This is a genomic window from Kocuria sp. cx-455 (assembly GCF_057707085.1).
The window spans coordinates 624,094-640,638 of record NZ_JBYIPM010000001.1 but is presented as its reverse complement, the minus strand read 5'-3'; the positions used below and the strand labels follow the sequence as shown (position 1 = coordinate 640,638).

Sequence of the window (16,545 nt, the reverse complement as noted above, 5' to 3'; positions counted from 1 at the left end):
CATACCGATAAGAAAGGTCTAGCTCAGTCGGGCGACCAGGGAGGACGCTTCCTGGCTGGCGGAACCCGAATCGTCGATGTGGGAGAGGTGCTCGGGGATCTCGCGACCCATCTTCTTCATGGCGCGGGCCCACAATTTACCGGCGCGGTACGACGAACGGACCATGGGGCCGGCCATCACACCCAAGAAGCCGATCTCTTCGGCCTGCTGGGACAGCTCCACGAACTGCTGCGGAGTGACCCATCGGTCGATGGGGTGGAAGGTGGGGCCCGGGCGCAGGTACTGGGTGAGGGTGATGATGTCGCAGCCGGCGTCGTGCAGATCGCACAGGGCCTCGTAGACTTCGTCGTTCGTCTCGCCCATGCCCAGGATCAGGTTGGACTTCACGATCATCCCGTTCTCCTTGCCCTGCGTGAGGACCTCCAGGGAACGCTCGTAGGAGAACGCGGGACGGATCTGCTTGAAAATCCGGGGCACGGTCTCTAGGTTGTGCGCGAAGACCTCGGGCTGGGCGTCGATGACCTGCTGAACGGCGTCGGGCTGGCCCTTGAAGTCGGGGATGAGGATCTCAACACCGGTGGAGGGATTGAGCTCGTGGATCGCGCGAATGGTCTCGGCGTTGAGCCACGCGCCGCCGTCCAGGAGATCGTCACGGGCCACGGAGGTCACCGTTGCGTAGCGCAGGTTCAGGTCGCGGACGGACTCGGCCACCTTGCGGGGCTCGGAGACATCCAACATGCCGGGCTTACCGGTGGCGATGTCGCAGAAATCGCAACGGCGCGTGCAAGTGTCGCCGCCGATGAGGAACGTTGCTTCGCGGTCCTCCCAGCACTCGTAGATGTTGGGACAACCGGCTTCCTCGCACACCGTGTGCAGGCCACGACCGCGGGCCATGGTCTTGAGTTCTTGGAACTGCGGACCCATCTTCGCGGTGTTCTTGAGCCAGTTGGGCTTCTTCTCGATCGGAACAGATGCGTTGCGCTGTTCAACGCGCAGCAGCTTGCGGCCTTCGGGCGCGATGGTCATACGTACTCCTCGCTTGTGGCGCTCGGTTGTGCCTGACTTTGTGGCGCAGGCAGGTCTCTGATCTCCACCTTAGGAGACCAGAGAGTCCAGGGTCAGGGGTGTTGCGGGTGAGTCGGGTTCGAATGGCAGGCACAAGTCCGATCCTCGGGCCGCCAGCTCCTGCTCCATGCGTTCCACAACATCAACGGGGTCGATCTGATTCCCCGTCTCCTGACTGATGGAGGTCACACCGGCATCCGTGATGCCGCACGGGATGATCTTGCCGAACGGGCGCAGATCGTTGGAACAGTTCAGGGCGAATCCGTGCATCGTGACTCGTTTGGAGACCTGCACACCGATCGCCGAGATCTTGCGGTCCGGGCCGCGCTCGTCGGATAGCACCCACGCCCCGGATCTGCCCTCCACAGTGGTGGCCGCCACACCGAAATCCTTGACCACGGCAATGATGATCTCCTCCAGCACGCGCACCACCTTGACCACGTCCAAGGGGATGGGCAGGCGCATGATGGGGTACCCCACGAGCATTCCGGGGCCGTGATAGGTGAGTTTTCCGCCGCGGCCAATCGGAACCACTTCCGTGCCGTCCCATGGGTATTCGTGTTTCTCGGTGCGACGGCCGGCGGTGTAGACGGGGTTGTGCTCGAGCAACAGCACGGTGTTTCCGCGCTCACCGGTCACGATCTGGTCATGAACTTCTTGTTGCAGTTGCAGGCAGGAACGGTAGTCCACGAAGTCCGGGTCGAAACCGACGCGCTCGAAGTGCAAAGCCATTCCATCAGTTTATCCCCTGAGAGGGCCTGTGGATAACGGGAGCGGGAGGGGATGCTTTCGGTGCACAGTGGGCACATGAGTGCACCGGAGAAGCGAACACGTGCCCAACAGCGTGTCCTGGCGGCGCAGCAGCCGCGGCGAGAACGGCCCGTACCGTCACCCTTGGTTCCCCAGGGCGGCACGGGGGAACCCGGCCGCACCGTGGAGAGCACAGGGGACGCGCGGGATCACGCGGCTGCGCAGAGCGAGGGATTGGAGCTGGCGGGCCGCCTGGGGTCCGGTCGTGGAACTCGAAGCTGGCTGGCCAAGGAGGAGCAGAGCCGGGAGAAATTCACGGTTACGTTCGCCACGGGGACGTCGGCACAAGAACGCGACGCACAGCAGCGGGCCATGGCTCGGGTGGCCGAACACTGGGCGGGGCTGGCGGATCCGCACCTCGTAGCCGTCCGTGGCACCATCGGCCATGGCGAGACCGCGCAGGCACTGGTTGCCGATCATACGGAGGGAACCTCCCTGGCGCGCAGGCTCGTTGCGGACGGCCGGGTTTCCCCGGCTGAGCTCTCCCCGATCCTCGCGGCTGCGGCCAAGGGGTTGGCCACGTTGCACGACCACGACTGGGTGCACGGGACATTGAGCCCGCACCGCATCCTTCTCGGGCCGGATCGGCAAGTGCGCATCGACGGGTACGGGTTACCGAACACATCCGGGGCGACCGAGCCGAACGGAACAGCGGATTCTGTAACGGCGGCGTCCTGGGGGCAGGACGACAGGCCGGAAGTACACGATCGGGACATTGCCCGGTCATCCGCCGACGACATCAAGGCGCTGGCCACACTGGCATGGCTCGCGCTCACCGGAAGGTCACCGGGCCCGGATTCCCACCGAGTACCGCTGACACTTGTCTGCCCGGCTGCCCCCAGGGGCCTGGTGCTGATGCTGGAAGCAGCCCTGGGTGACGATCCGGGCACACGCCCCACCGCCCGGGAGTTCGCCACTGGGATCGCGGCAATCCCCGCGGTCAAGGCGCCGCCCGCATCCGCTCGTGCGCAACCGCCGGACATCATTCGGGCCGACGGCACGGAAGTGAAGCTGGGGCGCACCATACTTCCGAGGCTGCGTCGCGGATCGGCCGTTGTTGCGGCGCACCATGGCCGGTCACGGCGACACCCGTTGATTATCGCCTGCGCGGCGGCCGGGCTTGTCGCCTGCGTCTGGTTCGCGATCCCACTCGTCAATAGAGGCGACGGCTCGCCCGTTGCGGTCGAGGAACACGTGGCAGGGTCCGAAGAATCGGGTATCCGTACACCGGGTACATCGCCGGTGGAGACTGCTCCCGAGGCCGAGACTGCGGCGCCGTCGGCAACGACGCCCGAATCCGGGCAGAACACGACCCGGGCGGCCGAGCGCGCCGCGCGAGATCTTGTCGTCGCCCGGGCAGAAGCCCTGGCCGCGGGGGACCAAGAGGCCCTGGAGGCGGTGTACGTGCGCGGGTCGAGCTTGCAGGAAAGTGACCAGGCCACCATTGCGCGCGCCGCGGAACAGGACGTGGGCTCCAGTGGTTATACGGCCCTGTCCGGGCTGAGCATGGAGGTGGCGCGCATCGAAGTCCTGAGCGCGCCCGGGGAGCGCGGGAACCCGGACGAGAACGTGCCTGCCGGCGGAACCCACACTTTCTACGCGGAGATCCTGACCCGTGGTTGGCACGGGGAAATTCCGGAGGGGGCACACGTGGCGCGCGAGAACGCCACCGTGCGGCAAACCGCGCATCTCACCGTGACCCGCACGGACAAGGGATGGCGCATCGTGGACGTGACACCGGTCGCGCGGCAGGGCCGCTGAATGACGCCGTGCCTTCCGGAACCGTCTCCTCCTCGACGCGTAGCACCCCATGAAAGGACCCCGCAGCGCTTGGTGCGCAGCGGGGTCTTTTCATGAGGTTTCAGAGCTCGGGGATCACCAGAAGACGGCGACGGCTGCGTTGATCACTGCCATACCACCCACGGCGTGGGCGAGACCGGTCGAGACGGGTTCGCCGCGCGTGGTCTTGCGCATCCCGATGAACGCGGCCACGGCCACGATCAACAAAATGATCAACTTGACCGCGATCTTCAGGTGATTGACCTCGAAACCCGCTTGCATTTCGCGCAGGGCCACCAAGACCAAACCGCTCACGAGCATGACAATTGCGGACCAGAACTGCCCCGCGGTGACGGTGGGGCGCTTCATTGTGTAGATCCAGGTGCCAATGATTACGGCCAGTCCGAGGAAGTGCAAAAACAACATGAGGCTGAAGAGGAAGTCCATGCTTCGACCCTATCCGAGCCCCGCACGCAAAACCGCCGGGATGCGCTCTGAGTGATCCAGAACACATCCCGGCGGCAGGAAATCAACCGTTCGGTTGACCGCTGAGGGTCAGTCTGAGGTGCTTACAGGCCAACCTCGGACTCGAAGTGACCCTCTTCCAAACGCTTCTTCAGGGTAGAGAGGAAGCGACCGGCGTCCGCGCCGTCGACGAGTCGGTGATCATAGGTCAGCGACAGGTAGCACATGTGACGGATGGCAATGGTGTCGTTGCCATCGGCGTCGGAAACGACCATGGGGCGCTTCACAATGGTGCCCGTACCCAGGATGCCAACCTGCGGCTGGTTGATGATGGGCGTATCGAACAGGGCGCCGAAGGAGCCGATGTTCGTGATCGTGAACGTGCCACCGGTCAGCTGATCCGGGGAAATGGAACCGTCCTTGGCTGCGGTGCCCAGCTCCGCGATCTGCTTGGACAGGCCACCCAGGTTCAGGTCTCCGGCGTTCTTGATGACCGGAACCAGTAGACCACGCGGGGTGTCAACGGCGATCGCGATGTCCTCGGAGCCGTTGTACACGATCTCCTTCTCGGACTCCTTGAACGTAGCGTTGAGTACCGGGTGGGCCTGGAGGGCCTCGGCCACGGCCTTGGCGAAGAACGGCAAGAAGGTCAGCTTGGCGCCTTCGCGCTTCTGGAACTGATCCTTGGCCTTGGACCGCAGCTGAGCCACGCGGGTCATGTCCACCTCGGTGACCTGGGTCAGCTGAGCGGACACGTCCAGCGACTCGCGCATGCGCTTGGCAATGGTCATGCGAATGCGGGGAGCCTTCTCAGTGGTACCACGCTTGGCGTCCGCGGCCGGAGCCGCAGACTTCTGCTCGGTGCCACCGGCCACCGCGGGTGCCATTTCCACCGACTGGTCGTTGGACTCGGACGCCTTGGAGGACTCTTCGGCGGCGGCCAGCACATCCTGCTTACGGATCCGGCCACCCACCCCGGTACCCGTCAGTGTGGACAGGTCCACGTTCTTCTCGCGGGCCAGCTTGCGCACCAACGGGGTCACGTAGCCCGCGGCCTCGGAGGGTCCTGAGGTCGATTTGGGCTTCTCGGAGGAGGAATCCTCCTTCGCGGGTGCGGACGTGGACTCGTCCGTGCTCGGAGCTGCCTGGGGCTCTTCCTTCTTGGCGGGTGCCTTGTCCTCGGCGGATTCCTCGGTGTTCTCACCGGAATCGGCCTCGGTCGCGGCGTCCTCGATCTGCTCGCCGGTCGCTCCCTCGGAGGAGCTCGCCGAGGAGTCATCGGAACCGGAGTCCTCGGAGGAAGCGTCGGATTCGTCGCCGACGATGGCCAGGACCTGGCCGACCTCGGCGTCCTCGTCTTCCTGGACCTTGATCTCCAGCAGGGTGCCGGCCACGGGGGAGGGCACCTCGGTGTCGACCTTGTCGGTGGAGACCTCCAGCAGGGGCTCATCGACCTCGATCTGCTCGCCGACCTCCTTGAGCCAGCGAGTCACGGTGCCCTCGGTGACCGATTCACCCAGCGCGGGCAGGGTGACCTCCACGGAGTTGCCCGAGGACTTCTTGGTGTCGGCCTTCGGCGCTGCCTGGGGCTCTTCCTTGTCCTCGGCGGCTTCTTCGGTGTTCTCACCGGAATCGGCCTCGGTCGCGGCGTCCTCGACCTGCTCGCCGGAGGAGTCGTCGGAACCCGAGTCGCCGGAGGAAGCGTCGGATTCGTCGCCGACGATGGCCAGGACCTGGCCGACCTCGGCGTCCTCGTCTTCCTGGACCTTGATCTCCAGCAGGGTGCCGGCCACGGGGGAGGGCACCTCGGTGTCGACCTTGTCGGTGGAGACCTCCAGCAGGGGCTCATCGACCTCGATCTGCTCGCCGACCTCCTTGAGCCAGCGAGTCACGGTGCCCTCGGTGACCGATTCACCCAGCGCGGGCAGGGTGACCTCCACGGAGTTGCCCGAGGACTTCTTGGTGTCGGCCTTCGGCGCTGCCTGGGGCTCTTCCTTGTCCTCGGCGGCTTCTTCGGTGTTCTCACCGGAATCGGCCTCGGTCGCGGCGTCCTCGACCTGCTCGCCGGAGGAGTCGTCAGAACTGGAGTCGCCGGAACCGGAGCCGTCACCGATGACGACCAGCGGCGCGCCCACCTCGACGTCCTCGTCCTCGTCAACCAGAATTTTCTCAATGACACCCGCGACGGGGGAGGGCACCTCGGTGTCGACCTTGTCAGTGGAAACTTCCACTAAGGGCTCGTCAACGGCTACCTCGTCGCCAACTTCCTTGAGCCAACGAGTAACGGTGCCCTCGGTGACTGATTCGCCCAGTGCGGGCAGGTTAACGGTTTCAGACATTGCCTTGTCCGTCCCTCTCTAAACGTAGAAATGCTCTCAAGTTGTCGGGGCGGGTGAGCGCCCCTGTGGTGGGCCGGCCGTCGATGCCCACCGGGTGGCGGGCATCGACTCGACATCAACCGTGCAGCGGGGCTCCGGCCAATGCCATGGCAGCTTCACCGATGGCCTCGTTTTGGGTGGGGTGGGCGTGGATGAACGCGGCGACGTCCTCCGGGTAAGCCTCCCAGTTGACCATGAGCTGACCTTCACCGATCTGCTCACTGATGCGTGTGCCAATTGCGTGGAATCCGACAATGGGGCCATCCTTCTCGCGCACGAGCTTGATGATGCCGCCCGTGCCGAGGATGGAGCTCTTGCCGTTGCCGGCCAGGTTGTACTCGAAAGTCTCCACGTTGTCCTTACCGAACTTTTCCTCGGCCTTGGGCTGGGAGTAGCCCACGGAGGCGATTTCGGGTTCGGTGAAGGTGACCTTGGGAATGTTGATGTCCTCTACGATCACCGGGTTCAGACCGGCGATCTCCTCGGCCACGAAGCGACCCTGCTGGTACCCGCGGTGCGCCAGTTGAACGCCGGGAACAATGTCGCCGATGGCGTAGATGTTGCCGACGCCGGTGTGCAAACGCTCGTTGGGGGTCACGAAGCCGCGATCCATGGGGATGCCCTGATCCTCATAGCCCATGTTCTCGGTGTTGGGGCCGCGACCGACCGCCACCAGAACAATGTCCGCTTCGAATTCCTTGCCGTCCGCGAGCGTGACCTTGGCGCCGTCGTCGTTCTGTTCGACCTTGTCGAAGAACGTGCCCAGGTTGTACTTGATGCCGCGCTTCTTGAATTCGCGCTCGGCGACCTTGATGATGGCGGGGTCTTCGTTGGCGACCAGATGGGGCAGCCCCTCGATCACGGTCACGTCCACACCGAAGGAACGCCACATGGACGCGAACTCGCACCCGATCACGCCGCCGCCCAACACAATGGCGGACTTGGGCACGAAGTCGATCTCGAGGGCCTCGGTCGAGGTCATTACACGACCGCCGATCTCGATGCCCAGGGTCTTGGCGTAGGAACCGGAGGCCAGGATGATGTGCTCGCCGGTGTAGGTGGTGCCGTTGGCTTCAATGGTGTTGGTTCCGGTGAGTTTGCCTTCGCCGGCAATGACCTCGATCTTGCGCATTTTCATGAGGCCGGTGAGGCCCTTGAACTTGCCCTGCACAATTTTGTTCTTGTAGTCGCGCACCGCACCCATGTCGATGGATTCCAAGGTTGCCTTGATGCCGTACTTCTCCGACTCCCGAGTACCCTCGGCCAATTCGGCGGAATGCAGGTACGCCTTGGTGGGGATGCAACCCCAGTGCAGACACGTGCCGCCCAGCTTCTCCTTTTCGAACAGTGCCACGGAGTAACCCAGCTGAACTGCGCGCAATGCTGCTGCGTATCCGGCGGATCCACCGCCCAGGACGAGAATGTCGTATTGGTTGTCGGCCACGTTGGCTCCCTCGGGGTTCGAGTGTATTGACGTTGCTAGTGGTCTGGCCGTACCGATCTGCGGTCCGTTCAGACACTGAGATGTTTGTCCCCACCTTATCGCCACGCCCAGGGTCTTACCAGGTATTGCCGCCTCCGGAGACCCCGGTGCGTGGCGCGCGTGAGGGACGAGATCATGCCTCTACGAGGCGTAGTTCTCGGCCACGCTCAACAGGGTGCGAACTCCGAAGCCGGTTCCTTCCTTGGGGGTGTAGCCCCAGGGGGAGCCCTCATTGAACGACGGACCCGCAATGTCCACGTGGGCCCACGGGACACGGCTTCCCTTGACTTCCGGCACGAACTCGCGCAGGAACAATCCCGCGACCAACATGCCTCCGAACTTGTCGCCCATGTTCTTGATGTCGGCCACGTTGGAGTTCAAGGATGCTCGCAGGTGCTCGGGCAGCGGCATGGCCCAGGCAGCTTCGCCAACAGCGGAAGCGGCTTCGCTCACCATGTCGCGAGCAGCCTCATCGCCCATGACGGCGGCGGTGCGGTTGCCGAGTGCCACCATTTGGGCCCCCGTGAGCGTTGCGATGTCCACCAACAGGTCCGGATCCTCCTGTCCCGCGGCCCACAGGCCATCGGCCAGCACCAAGCGCCCCTCGGCATCGGTGTTGAGCACTTCCACGGTGTGACCGGAGTGCATGGTGAGCACGTCACCGGGGCGGGTCGCGGTGCCGGAGGGCAGGTTCTCCGCCAAGCACAGCCAGCCGGTCACGGCCACGGGCAGCTTCAACTCGGCCGCGGCAGTCACGGTGGCGAGCACGGCTGCGGCGCCGGCCATGTCTGACTTCATCGTCATCATTGAGGCGGGAGGCTTCAGCGACAGCCCGCCCGAATCGAAGGTGATGCCCTTACCGACGAACGATACGTGGCGCTTAGCCTTGGCGGGGGCCCATTCGAGCTTGACCAGGCGGGGGCCGTTCACCGACCCCTGGCCGACACCGAGCAGCCCGCCGAAATTGCCTCGGACGAGTTCCTTCTCGGCCAACACGGTGACCTTGACCTTGCCACCCTTGGCGGCGGCAACCGCGTAATCAGCCACGAATTCCGGAGTGGCGGTGTCCGGGGACAGATCAACCAGATTGCGAGCGGTGCGTACGGCCTTGACCACGTGCGCGGCACGCTCCACGGCTGTCTGGGATCGCTTGGCCAGGTCCTTGGCCACGCACACCGTGGCCGAGTCGACGGGTGCCGATTGGTTGCCCAGGGTATGAACCTTCTGCGCCGTGTAGCTGAAAGCGCCCATGCCCAAACCTTCCGCGACCGCCTGAACGTCGGTCACGGACGTGGCGGGGAGGGCGACGACCGCGCTTGTCGCCTTGCCCGCCAAATGGCGAACGGCGGCGCCGGCGGCCCGGCGCAGAGATTCCGCGTGAGCGGCGGCGTCGTTGGAGGTGGGGGTCTTCCCCAGGCCCGTGAAGGCGACCAGTCGTGCCGACACGTTGGAAGGGGCCGGGACCACGGTGACGGAATCCTCGGAACCGGAGGCACCGGCGAGTTCGGCGAGTTCGGAGAGCGCGCGGCTTAGTTTGGAGCTTACGGAGGGGCCGAGAACCACGGAGGTACCCGGTGACTGCACGCCCACGATGAGGGCGTCCGCAGTGATGGCTGCCGGCGACTTGGCACTGACGGCCACACTCACATCGCTGGTGTTCACAATGTCCTGCACGGTGGTCACGGTGGTGTCCTTTCGTTCGGAAACACTGATATAAGCCCACGCGAGGAGGACCACTGCGTGGGGACCGCCACCGATCTTATCCGGACGGCTAGTTTTGCAGTGCCCTGCGGGAATACCGGCGGGTCACACAGGCGTTGAAACCAGTGATGTCATACGCGGCGATTCCTCTGCCGGAATCGCCCCACCATTTTTCTGCAGGAGGTCAATGTGCTGGATCCAACGGCGCTGTACCGGAGTGACCCCGCATTGCTGGGGGACGGGCGACTGCGTGGATTGCCCATGATCGTGGCGCTGTCCGGATACGTGGAGGCGGGCCACCTAGCCGGTCAAATCGAAGCCGTGGTCGTGGATTCCATGCCCAGTGAGACCCTGGCCCAGTTCGACCTGGACCAGCTCTACGACTACCGATCCCGCCGCCCGCACGTGAAATTCGTGCAAGACCACTTCGAGGAGTGGGACGCCCCGGAACTGACCCTGCGCGTGGTCACGGACGGCCTGGGTCGCCACTTCCTGCTGCTCACCGGGCCCGAGCCCGACACGCAGTGGGAACGCTTCAGCCAGGCCGTGGTGGGTCTGGCGCAGCGCCTGGATGTGAGCCTGGTGGCCTTGGTGAGCGGTATTCCCATGCCCGTTCCCCACACCCGGCCCATGCTGGTCACCGCACACGGTCCGCGCGCGGACCTGCTGCCGAGTACGGGTGGCAACAAGCCGACCTTCGAAATCAGCGCCTCCGTCTCGCACCTGCTGGAATTGCGGTTGCAGGACGGCGGCATTGATCACGTGGGCTTATCGGTGCACGTACCGCAGTACCTCGCGGAGTCGTATTTACCGCAGGCCGCCGTGGCCGCCCTGGAACACTTGAGCGCGGTCACGGGCCGCACCCTGCCGACCGACGAGCTGCGCGAAGCATCCCGCGGGGTGATTCAGCAGATCAACGAACAAGCCAGCGGGTCCCCGGAGATCCAGTCCGTCATTGAAAACATGGAACGGCGATACGATGACGTGGTCGATGCGTCCGCGCATCGGTCCATTCTGGCTGGTCCTGACCACGACGATCTGCCCGACGCCGACGAACTCGGAGCCGCAGCGGAGGCTTTCCTCGCATCTCAGGACGAGCAGGACAATTGATCTCGCGGCCCCGCAGTAGTGGGGCCGCGATCTCCACCGCGATCCAAGGACTTCGAACATGCCACACCCTCCCGTGTCTTCACCTCGTGATCAGGGGAAGGACTCGCGAGCGGCGTGGATTGTTTTTGCGGTGGGGATTTTCGCCTACTTCTCCGCGGTGGCCCAGCGCACCAGCTTCGGTGTGGCATCCGTGGAAGCGGCGGACCGTTTCCAGACCGTGGCGGCGGGTCTGTCCATGTTCTCCATGATGCAGGTGCTGGTCTACGCGGCACTCCAGGTTCCCGTGGGTGTTCTGGTGGATCGTTTCGGCCCGCGCGTCCTGATCAGCGCTGGTGCTTTGCTCATGGTGCTTGGGCAGCTGCAACTCGCCGCGGCGGAATCGGTCACCGCCGGTGTGATCGGGCGGGTTCTCGTGGGTGCCGGTGATGCCGCCACCTTCGTGTGCGTCATGCGTCTGCTACCCGCGTGGTTCTCCGCCATGCGCGTGCCCATGCTGTCCCAGGTGGTCGGCATGACCGGCAACTTGGGGCAGTTGTTCTCCGTCATTCCCTTCGCGGCACTACTTCATGCGGCCGGGTGGGTACCGGCGTTCATCGCCCTGGCCTCACTGGCGTTGCTGTCCGGCGTGCTCTCCGCGGCTCTGCTTCGGAGCGCGCCTCCGGGGGTCAATGTCCTCAACGACTCCATTTCTTTCGCAACCGTGGGCGCCATTATTAGGGAATCACTGCGGGAACCGGGCACACAATTGGGGTTCTGGGTTCACTTCGCGGTGCAGTTCGTGGGCAACACCTTTGCGCTGATGTGGGCCTACCCCTACCTGCAGAACGCGCAGGGCATGGACGCCACACAGGCGTCTTCGGTCATGACGGCCTTCGTGGTGATCAATGTGGTGGTCAGCCTGGGCGTGGGCAAGCTCAGCGCGGTCTTCGCCCGGCGCCGCTCGGCGCTCGTCCTGACCTTTTGCGCGGTGATCTACGTCGGCTGGGCACTCATGTTGTTGTGGCCCGGTGAGGCCCCCACCGCCGTGGTGTTCATCGCGGTGGGCATGCTCGCGCTGTCCTATCCGGCATCCATGCTCGCCTTCGACATCGTGCGCAGCTTCAACCCTCCCCGCCGTGGCGGCACCGCCACCGGCCTGGCCAACGTGGGCGGGTTCATCGCATCGTTGGTGGCCATTTATCTCACCGGTTTGGCGCTGGATCTGCAGTTCGCGGCCGGGGTCTCACCGACGCTCTACGACGCCGAGGCGTTCCGTCCCGCGATTGCCTCGCAGGGGCTCGTGGCCGCGGTGGGCATCAGCGCGGTGCTCATCTGCACCAGGAAAGTGCGTAAGGTGCACGGCCCGCATTCGGTTTGAGCGTGACGTGCCCGAGTCGGTTGCGCGGGGCACGGCACGCGGGCTCCCCAGGGTCCCGCCCACAAGCCTCCAGGACCGCGGACCTCACATTCCGACGTCGCCGCGAGACACGTCGTGCCCGCCGTGCGGATCGTGGGGGCATGACACTCCTCAACGATCCCCAAGAGCCCGTGAAGATCCGCTGCGACGAAGACCTCTTGGCACTGATCCCGCATCAATTGGGATACGAGCCGCGCAATTGTGCCGTTCTCTTCATCCCCGTCGCCAGCGGGGGTGCGCTGTGCCTAAAGTTACCCACCCCTAGCGGGAGTGAGGATCTGGTGGAATACGCGCAGCAACTGAGCGAGGTCACCGCGACCACGGGCCACGTCGAACAGGCGACGGTCGTGGTGTATTCGGATACGGCCGCGGTCCCGCAACCGGAGTCGGATTTCTTCCGCGCGGCGTGGCTCGGGTTGGCCGTGGAGGATTCGGGGCTTCGTACCACCGGTGGCTTCGTCGTGGGTCCCCAGCACTGGTGGAACCTGCAACGATTCGACGAGCCGCAACCGCTGAGTGACATCAAGGACAGCCAGCTCAATGCCCGCATGGTGACGCTGGGCAGCTGTTTCGACCAGCTGACCCCAGAGCAACCGGGTAGGGTGCCGGACGCGCTGAAACATCGCTCTTCCGAGTTTCTCGACGCACTGGGCCGCCTAACCAAGAGCCCGGGTGAGGGGCCTATCGAGGACGAGGTCCCCGGAGACCATCGCGTCGCGACTGGTGTCAGCCAGCACGAGCGGGTGGATGACCATGGGCGATACGGCTTTCGCGCGCCGGCCTGCTACGAACGGGATCTTGCACACTGGCGGGATGCCATCGCGGCGTTGAATTCCGAAAGCGGCGACTGGACCACGGCGTTGGCGAGGCTCAGCGACCAACATCTGGCCCGGCTCGTCACCTCTCTGACTCACAGCATCACCCGTGATGCGATCTTCTACTCCTGGTTGACAGGGGACCAGGACAGGGCGATCCGAGCTCACAGGGGACTGCAAGCGTCCTTGCGGGAGGTCTTGTCCCTTCCGGCACCGGCGCCCGAGCACCGCGCCGCGGCAGAGGACGTCGCCGAGGGGTTGTGCTGTGCCCACGCGGTGCTGGGGCAGTGGGAATCCATTCCCGACTGGGCCACCGTGGAGGCCGCGTACCGGATCCTTGAGGGACTGGACTTGTTGCTGACGCACGGACTGGAGTCTGCCGGGGCCCTTCGGGAGAGCGAACGACGATGCGCCATGGTTCACGCGGATGTCGTCTCGGCACGCGCCCAGTTGGAGGTGTACAGAGGACGTGCCTTCACCGCTATGGGATTGTTGGATCGCAGCAACGCCATTGCCGCGGACCGGGAGGCAGCCAGGACCGTACGCCGCCGTCTGGACATCCAGGACATCCCGTGGTGGAGCACCGACCCCCGCACGGCGTGGCCCGGTGGCCGTTGGTGGGCCAAGCGCCAGGACGCCCGCCACGCTCACGAAAAATAAATGAGGAGAACGGGGAACAAAACCCGGGGCATGTATGTTGACTCAACTAGGACCCTTCATGTCCGGGCGGCAGCAGTGCCGAGAAACCGGGCTTGACAGGGTCATAGGCGCGTTCACCACACATGGTGACAATGCACCTCGCGACCGGTTCAACGAAAGGTTCTCAGTGTCACCTGCTGCAAGCAAGACCGCGAACGAGTCCACGGTCTCTGAGGAGTCAACGGACTCCGCACAAAAGACCACTCAGGCCAGCACCGGCCGGGCGAGTACCAGCGGTGCGGCAAAGAAGACCACGGCGGCCAAGAAAACCGCCGCGAAAAAGACCACGGCGGCGAAGAAGACGACCGCGGCCAAAAAGACCACCGCCGCGAAGTCCACCGCTTCCAAGACCACGGCCACGTCGCCCGCGGCAAAGAGTGCGGCCACCAAGGCCGCCCCCGCCACGGATGCTGTCGAGGTCGAGGAGGCGGAGACGACTCCCGCCAAGACCACACGCACCCGCAAGACGACCACCAGGACCGCCGGCACCGCCCGCGCACCGAAGGCTGGTACGGCACCCGCCACGGGCCGGGGCCGCAAGAAGACCGCGGACACGTCCGGGACCGCTGAGGCGGATGAAGAACTGCTTGCCAATCACGATGAAGCCATCGAGGACGAGCGGGACGCGGACGAGGAGGAATCGACGCAGGCCAGCCCGGAGGAGTCCGCACCCCGCATGAAGGGTCGCGAGGACAAGACCGCCCGCGGATTCGTCCTCACCAGCAACGACGAGGACGATGCCCCCGCACAACAGGTCATTGCCGCCGGTGCCACGGCGGACCCCGTCAAGGATTACCTCAAGCAGATCGGTAAGGTGGCCCTGCTCAACGCGGAGCAAGAGGTTGATCTTGCACTGCGCATCGAGGCGGGCCTGTTCGCCGAACACAAATTCGCGGACGAGCAGGATTTCATGGATGCCGAGACTCGCCGGGCCTATCGCTGGGTGATTCACGACGGTCGACGCGCCAAGAATCACCTACTGGAGGCCAACCTGCGCTTGGTGGTCTCCCTGGCCAAGCGCTACACCGGCCGCGGCATGCTGTTCCTGGACCTGATTCAAGAGGGCAACCTGGGGCTGATCCGCGCGGTGGAGAAGTTCGACTACACCAAAGGCTTCAAGTTCTCCACGTACGCGACGTGGTGGATCCGCCAGGCCATCACCCGCGCCATGGCGGACCAGGCACGCACCATTCGCATCCCGGTGCACATGGTCGAGGTCATCAACAAGCTTGCTCGTGTGCAGCGCCAGATGCTCCAGGACCTGGGCCGCGAACCCACCCCGGAAGAACTCGCCAATGAACTGGACATGACCCCTGAAAAGGTCGTGGAGGTTCAGAAGTACGGCCGCGAGCCCATTTCGCTTCACACTCCGCTCGGTGAGGACGGTGACTCCGAGTTCGGCGACCTCATTGAGGACTCCGAGGCCGTGGTTCCCGCGGATGCCGTGTCCTTCACCCTGCTCCAGGAACAGTTGCACTCCGTGCTGGACACGCTGTCCGAACGTGAAGCCGGTGTCGTCGCGATGCGTTTCGGTTTGACCGACGGTCAGCCCAAGACCCTGGATGAGATCGGCAAGGTGTACGGGGTCACCCGCGAGCGCATTCGCCAGATAGAGTCCAAGACCATGTCCAAGCTCCGCCACCCGTCGCGCTCGCAGGTGCTGCGGGACTACCTGGACTGATCCGGTACGCCATGGCGAGTCAACAGTATTCTATGACGTCCCAGGACGGACGTGTCCAGAGCATGTTCAACCGGGTGACGCGCAGCTACGACCGGGTCAATGCGCTCATGACGCTGGGCCACCACGCACAGTGGTGCCGAGAAGTCGCTCGGCGCGCGGACCTGGCCGTGAAAGGGCGGCTGTTGGACATCGCGACCGGCACGGGCGAAATCGCCCTGGCTGCGCGGCGTCGTTACCCGGGCGCGGAGATCTTCGGCGTGGACTTCTCGAAGAACATGCTCGAAGAAGCGCGTCAAAAGCGCGGTGCCGAGAACATCGAGTGGGAGTTCGCGGACGCCCACCAGTTGCGTTTCGAGGACGAGTTCTTCGATGCGGTGACCCACGGATACCTGCTCAGGAACGTCAGTGACGTGGAGCGGGTGCTCCGGGAGCAATACCGAGTGTTGAAACCGGGAGGCCGCGTGGTGGTGCTGGAAACCTCACCCCCGCGCGGGCTCCTCAAGCTGGTGCTGTCCGCCGGGATGAGCGTGGTCCTGCCGCTGCTGGGTCAGCTCATCGCCAAGGACCGCCAGGCCTACACCTATCTCAAAAGCTCCACCCTGGGATTCATGACTCCCGCCGAGGTCGCCCGGGTCATGGAACACGTGGGTTTCTCCGGTGTCGACTGGTCCACCAAGTACCTCGGAACAAACGTGATCATGTGGGGTCACAAACCCTGATCCGGAGTCCGGCAGGGGAATAGCGCAAGACCGGGGCACGCACCGTACGGTGCGTGCCCCGGTCTATGTCTCAACCGCGGGAAACCTCAGGAGGCTCCCAGCTGCTCCGTTTCGTCCTGCCAGGTGGCAGCCAGCGGGCGCAGCTTGCTCTCATTCTTACGCGCGTGATGCGCGCAGAAGAGCAGTTCACCGCCGGTGCTTTCGAGGACCACGCGCACGTATGCCTGGGCGCCGCAGGCGTCACAGCGGTGGGTCGCGTTGAGTTCACGCGTTTCGAGAGTCGCGTTCATGAGATCCTCCTTACGGATACAGGGTGCGTAATCCCACCTTGCGGTGCAATTACAATGCGCAGCTGATTCCGAAGATCAGCACTGCAGCACGTATCAATAGAACCAAAGGTAGACCCGATTACTTCCCCGGCAACAGCGGTTTCGCCCTCCGCGC

13 protein-coding genes are annotated in these 16,545 nt (G+C 64.5%); 6 read left to right on the top strand and 7 right to left on the bottom strand.

The features are described from left to right. Positions 1-18 precede the first annotated feature (18 nt). On the bottom strand, positions 19-1,026 hold the full coding sequence (gene lipA / locus AC3ENJ_RS02900) for a lipoyl synthase (protein WP_190807636.1): 1,008 nt from the start codon (positions 1,024-1,026) through the stop codon (positions 19-21). 69 nt (positions 1,027-1,095) lie between these two features. Further along, positions 1,096-1,797, bottom strand: a complete 702-nt coding sequence (lipB, locus tag AC3ENJ_RS02895; protein WP_431813005.1) for a lipoyl(octanoyl) transferase LipB — start codon at positions 1,795-1,797, stop codon at positions 1,096-1,098. Between the two features lie 75 nt (positions 1,798-1,872). On the opposite strand from lipB, the gene AC3ENJ_RS02890 reads away from it, so the two are divergent. After that, positions 1,873-3,636 (top strand): protein kinase, encoded by a 1,764-nt coding sequence (locus AC3ENJ_RS02890; protein ID WP_431813004.1) that lies wholly within the window; start codon positions 1,873-1,875, stop codon positions 3,634-3,636. 114 nt (positions 3,637-3,750) lie between these two features. On the opposite strand, the gene AC3ENJ_RS02885 is transcribed toward AC3ENJ_RS02890, so the two are convergent. The 4 genes from AC3ENJ_RS02885 to AC3ENJ_RS02870 all read right to left on the bottom strand — a co-directional run bounded on the left by AC3ENJ_RS02885 (position 3,751) and on the right by AC3ENJ_RS02870 (position 9,663). Further along, entirely contained in the window at positions 3,751-4,101 is a 351-nt protein-coding gene (locus AC3ENJ_RS02885) for a hypothetical protein (RefSeq protein ID WP_190782334.1), read from the bottom strand. Between the two features lie 122 nt (positions 4,102-4,223). Continuing rightward, positions 4,224-6,458, bottom strand: a complete 2,235-nt coding sequence (sucB, locus tag AC3ENJ_RS02880; protein WP_431813003.1) for a 2-oxoglutarate dehydrogenase, E2 component, dihydrolipoamide succinyltransferase — start codon at positions 6,456-6,458, stop codon at positions 4,224-4,226. A 115-nt stretch (positions 6,459-6,573) separates the two neighbouring features. Next, positions 6,574-7,941 (bottom strand): dihydrolipoyl dehydrogenase, encoded by a 1,368-nt coding sequence (gene lpdA / locus AC3ENJ_RS02875; protein WP_190780533.1) that lies wholly within the window; start codon positions 7,939-7,941, stop codon positions 6,574-6,576. A gap of 180 nt (positions 7,942-8,121) precedes the next feature. Continuing rightward, positions 8,122-9,663, bottom strand: a complete 1,542-nt coding sequence (locus tag AC3ENJ_RS02870) for a leucyl aminopeptidase (protein ID WP_431813002.1) — start codon at positions 9,661-9,663, stop codon at positions 8,122-8,124. A gap of 207 nt (positions 9,664-9,870) precedes the next feature. Between AC3ENJ_RS02870 and AC3ENJ_RS02865 the strand changes: the two genes are divergently transcribed. The 5 genes from AC3ENJ_RS02865 (at position 9,871) to AC3ENJ_RS02845 (ending at position 16,101) form a co-directional block, all read left to right on the top strand. Then, positions 9,871-10,791: a PAC2 family protein gene (locus AC3ENJ_RS02865; protein WP_190780531.1), complete on the top strand. Its 921-nt coding sequence runs from the start codon at positions 9,871-9,873 to the stop codon at positions 10,789-10,791. 58 nt (positions 10,792-10,849) lie between these two features. Next, entirely contained in the window at positions 10,850-12,148 is a 1,299-nt protein-coding gene (locus AC3ENJ_RS02860) for an MFS transporter (protein ID WP_190807630.1), read from the top strand. Positions 12,149-12,288: 140 nt separating this feature from the next. Beyond that, positions 12,289-13,662, top strand: coding sequence for a hypothetical protein (locus AC3ENJ_RS02855; RefSeq protein WP_431813001.1), 1,374 nt, complete (start codon positions 12,289-12,291; stop codon positions 13,660-13,662). 166 nt (positions 13,663-13,828) lie between these two features. After that, positions 13,829-15,382: an RNA polymerase sigma factor gene (locus AC3ENJ_RS02850; RefSeq protein ID WP_431813000.1), complete on the top strand. Its 1,554-nt coding sequence runs from the start codon at positions 13,829-13,831 to the stop codon at positions 15,380-15,382. Positions 15,383-15,414: 32 nt separating this feature from the next. Continuing rightward, positions 15,415-16,101, top strand: coding sequence for a ubiquinone/menaquinone biosynthesis methyltransferase (locus tag AC3ENJ_RS02845; RefSeq protein ID WP_431812999.1), 687 nt, complete (start codon positions 15,415-15,417; stop codon positions 16,099-16,101). An 86-nt stretch (positions 16,102-16,187) separates the two neighbouring features. Here AC3ENJ_RS02845 and AC3ENJ_RS02840 read toward each other — a convergent pair whose 3' ends face one another. Beyond that, positions 16,188-16,391, bottom strand: coding sequence for a DUF7455 domain-containing protein (locus tag AC3ENJ_RS02840; protein ID WP_190780527.1), 204 nt, complete (start codon positions 16,389-16,391; stop codon positions 16,188-16,190). Between the last annotated feature and the right edge of the window lie 154 nt (positions 16,392-16,545).

What these genes read in the sequence shown, in the direction of transcription:
- AC3ENJ_RS02845 (WP_431812999.1), top strand. Translation starts at nt 15,415, where the DNA reads ATGACGTCCCAGGACGGACGTGTCCAGAGCATGTTCAACCGGGTGACG.
- lipA (WP_190807636.1), bottom strand. Translation starts at nt 1,026, where the DNA reads ATGACCATCGCGCCCGAAGGCCGCAAGCTGCTGCGCGTTGAACAGCGC.
- AC3ENJ_RS02840 (WP_190780527.1), bottom strand. Translation starts at nt 16,391, where the DNA reads ATGAACGCGACTCTCGAAACGCGTGAACTCAACGCGACCCACCGCTGT.
- lipB (WP_431813005.1), bottom strand. Translation starts at nt 1,797, where the DNA reads ATGGCTTTGCACTTCGAGCGCGTCGGTTTCGACCCGGACTTCGTGGAC.
- AC3ENJ_RS02885 (WP_190782334.1), bottom strand. Translation starts at nt 4,101, where the DNA reads ATGGACTTCCTCTTCAGCCTCATGTTGTTTTTGCACTTCCTCGGACTG.
- AC3ENJ_RS02860 (WP_190807630.1), top strand. Translation starts at nt 10,850, where the DNA reads ATGCCACACCCTCCCGTGTCTTCACCTCGTGATCAGGGGAAGGACTCG.
- sucB (WP_431813003.1), bottom strand. Translation starts at nt 6,458, where the DNA reads ATGTCTGAAACCGTTAACCTGCCCGCACTGGGCGAATCAGTCACCGAG.
- AC3ENJ_RS02890 (WP_431813004.1), top strand. Translation starts at nt 1,873, where the DNA reads ATGAGTGCACCGGAGAAGCGAACACGTGCCCAACAGCGTGTCCTGGCG.
- AC3ENJ_RS02855 (WP_431813001.1), top strand. Translation starts at nt 12,289, where the DNA reads ATGACACTCCTCAACGATCCCCAAGAGCCCGTGAAGATCCGCTGCGAC.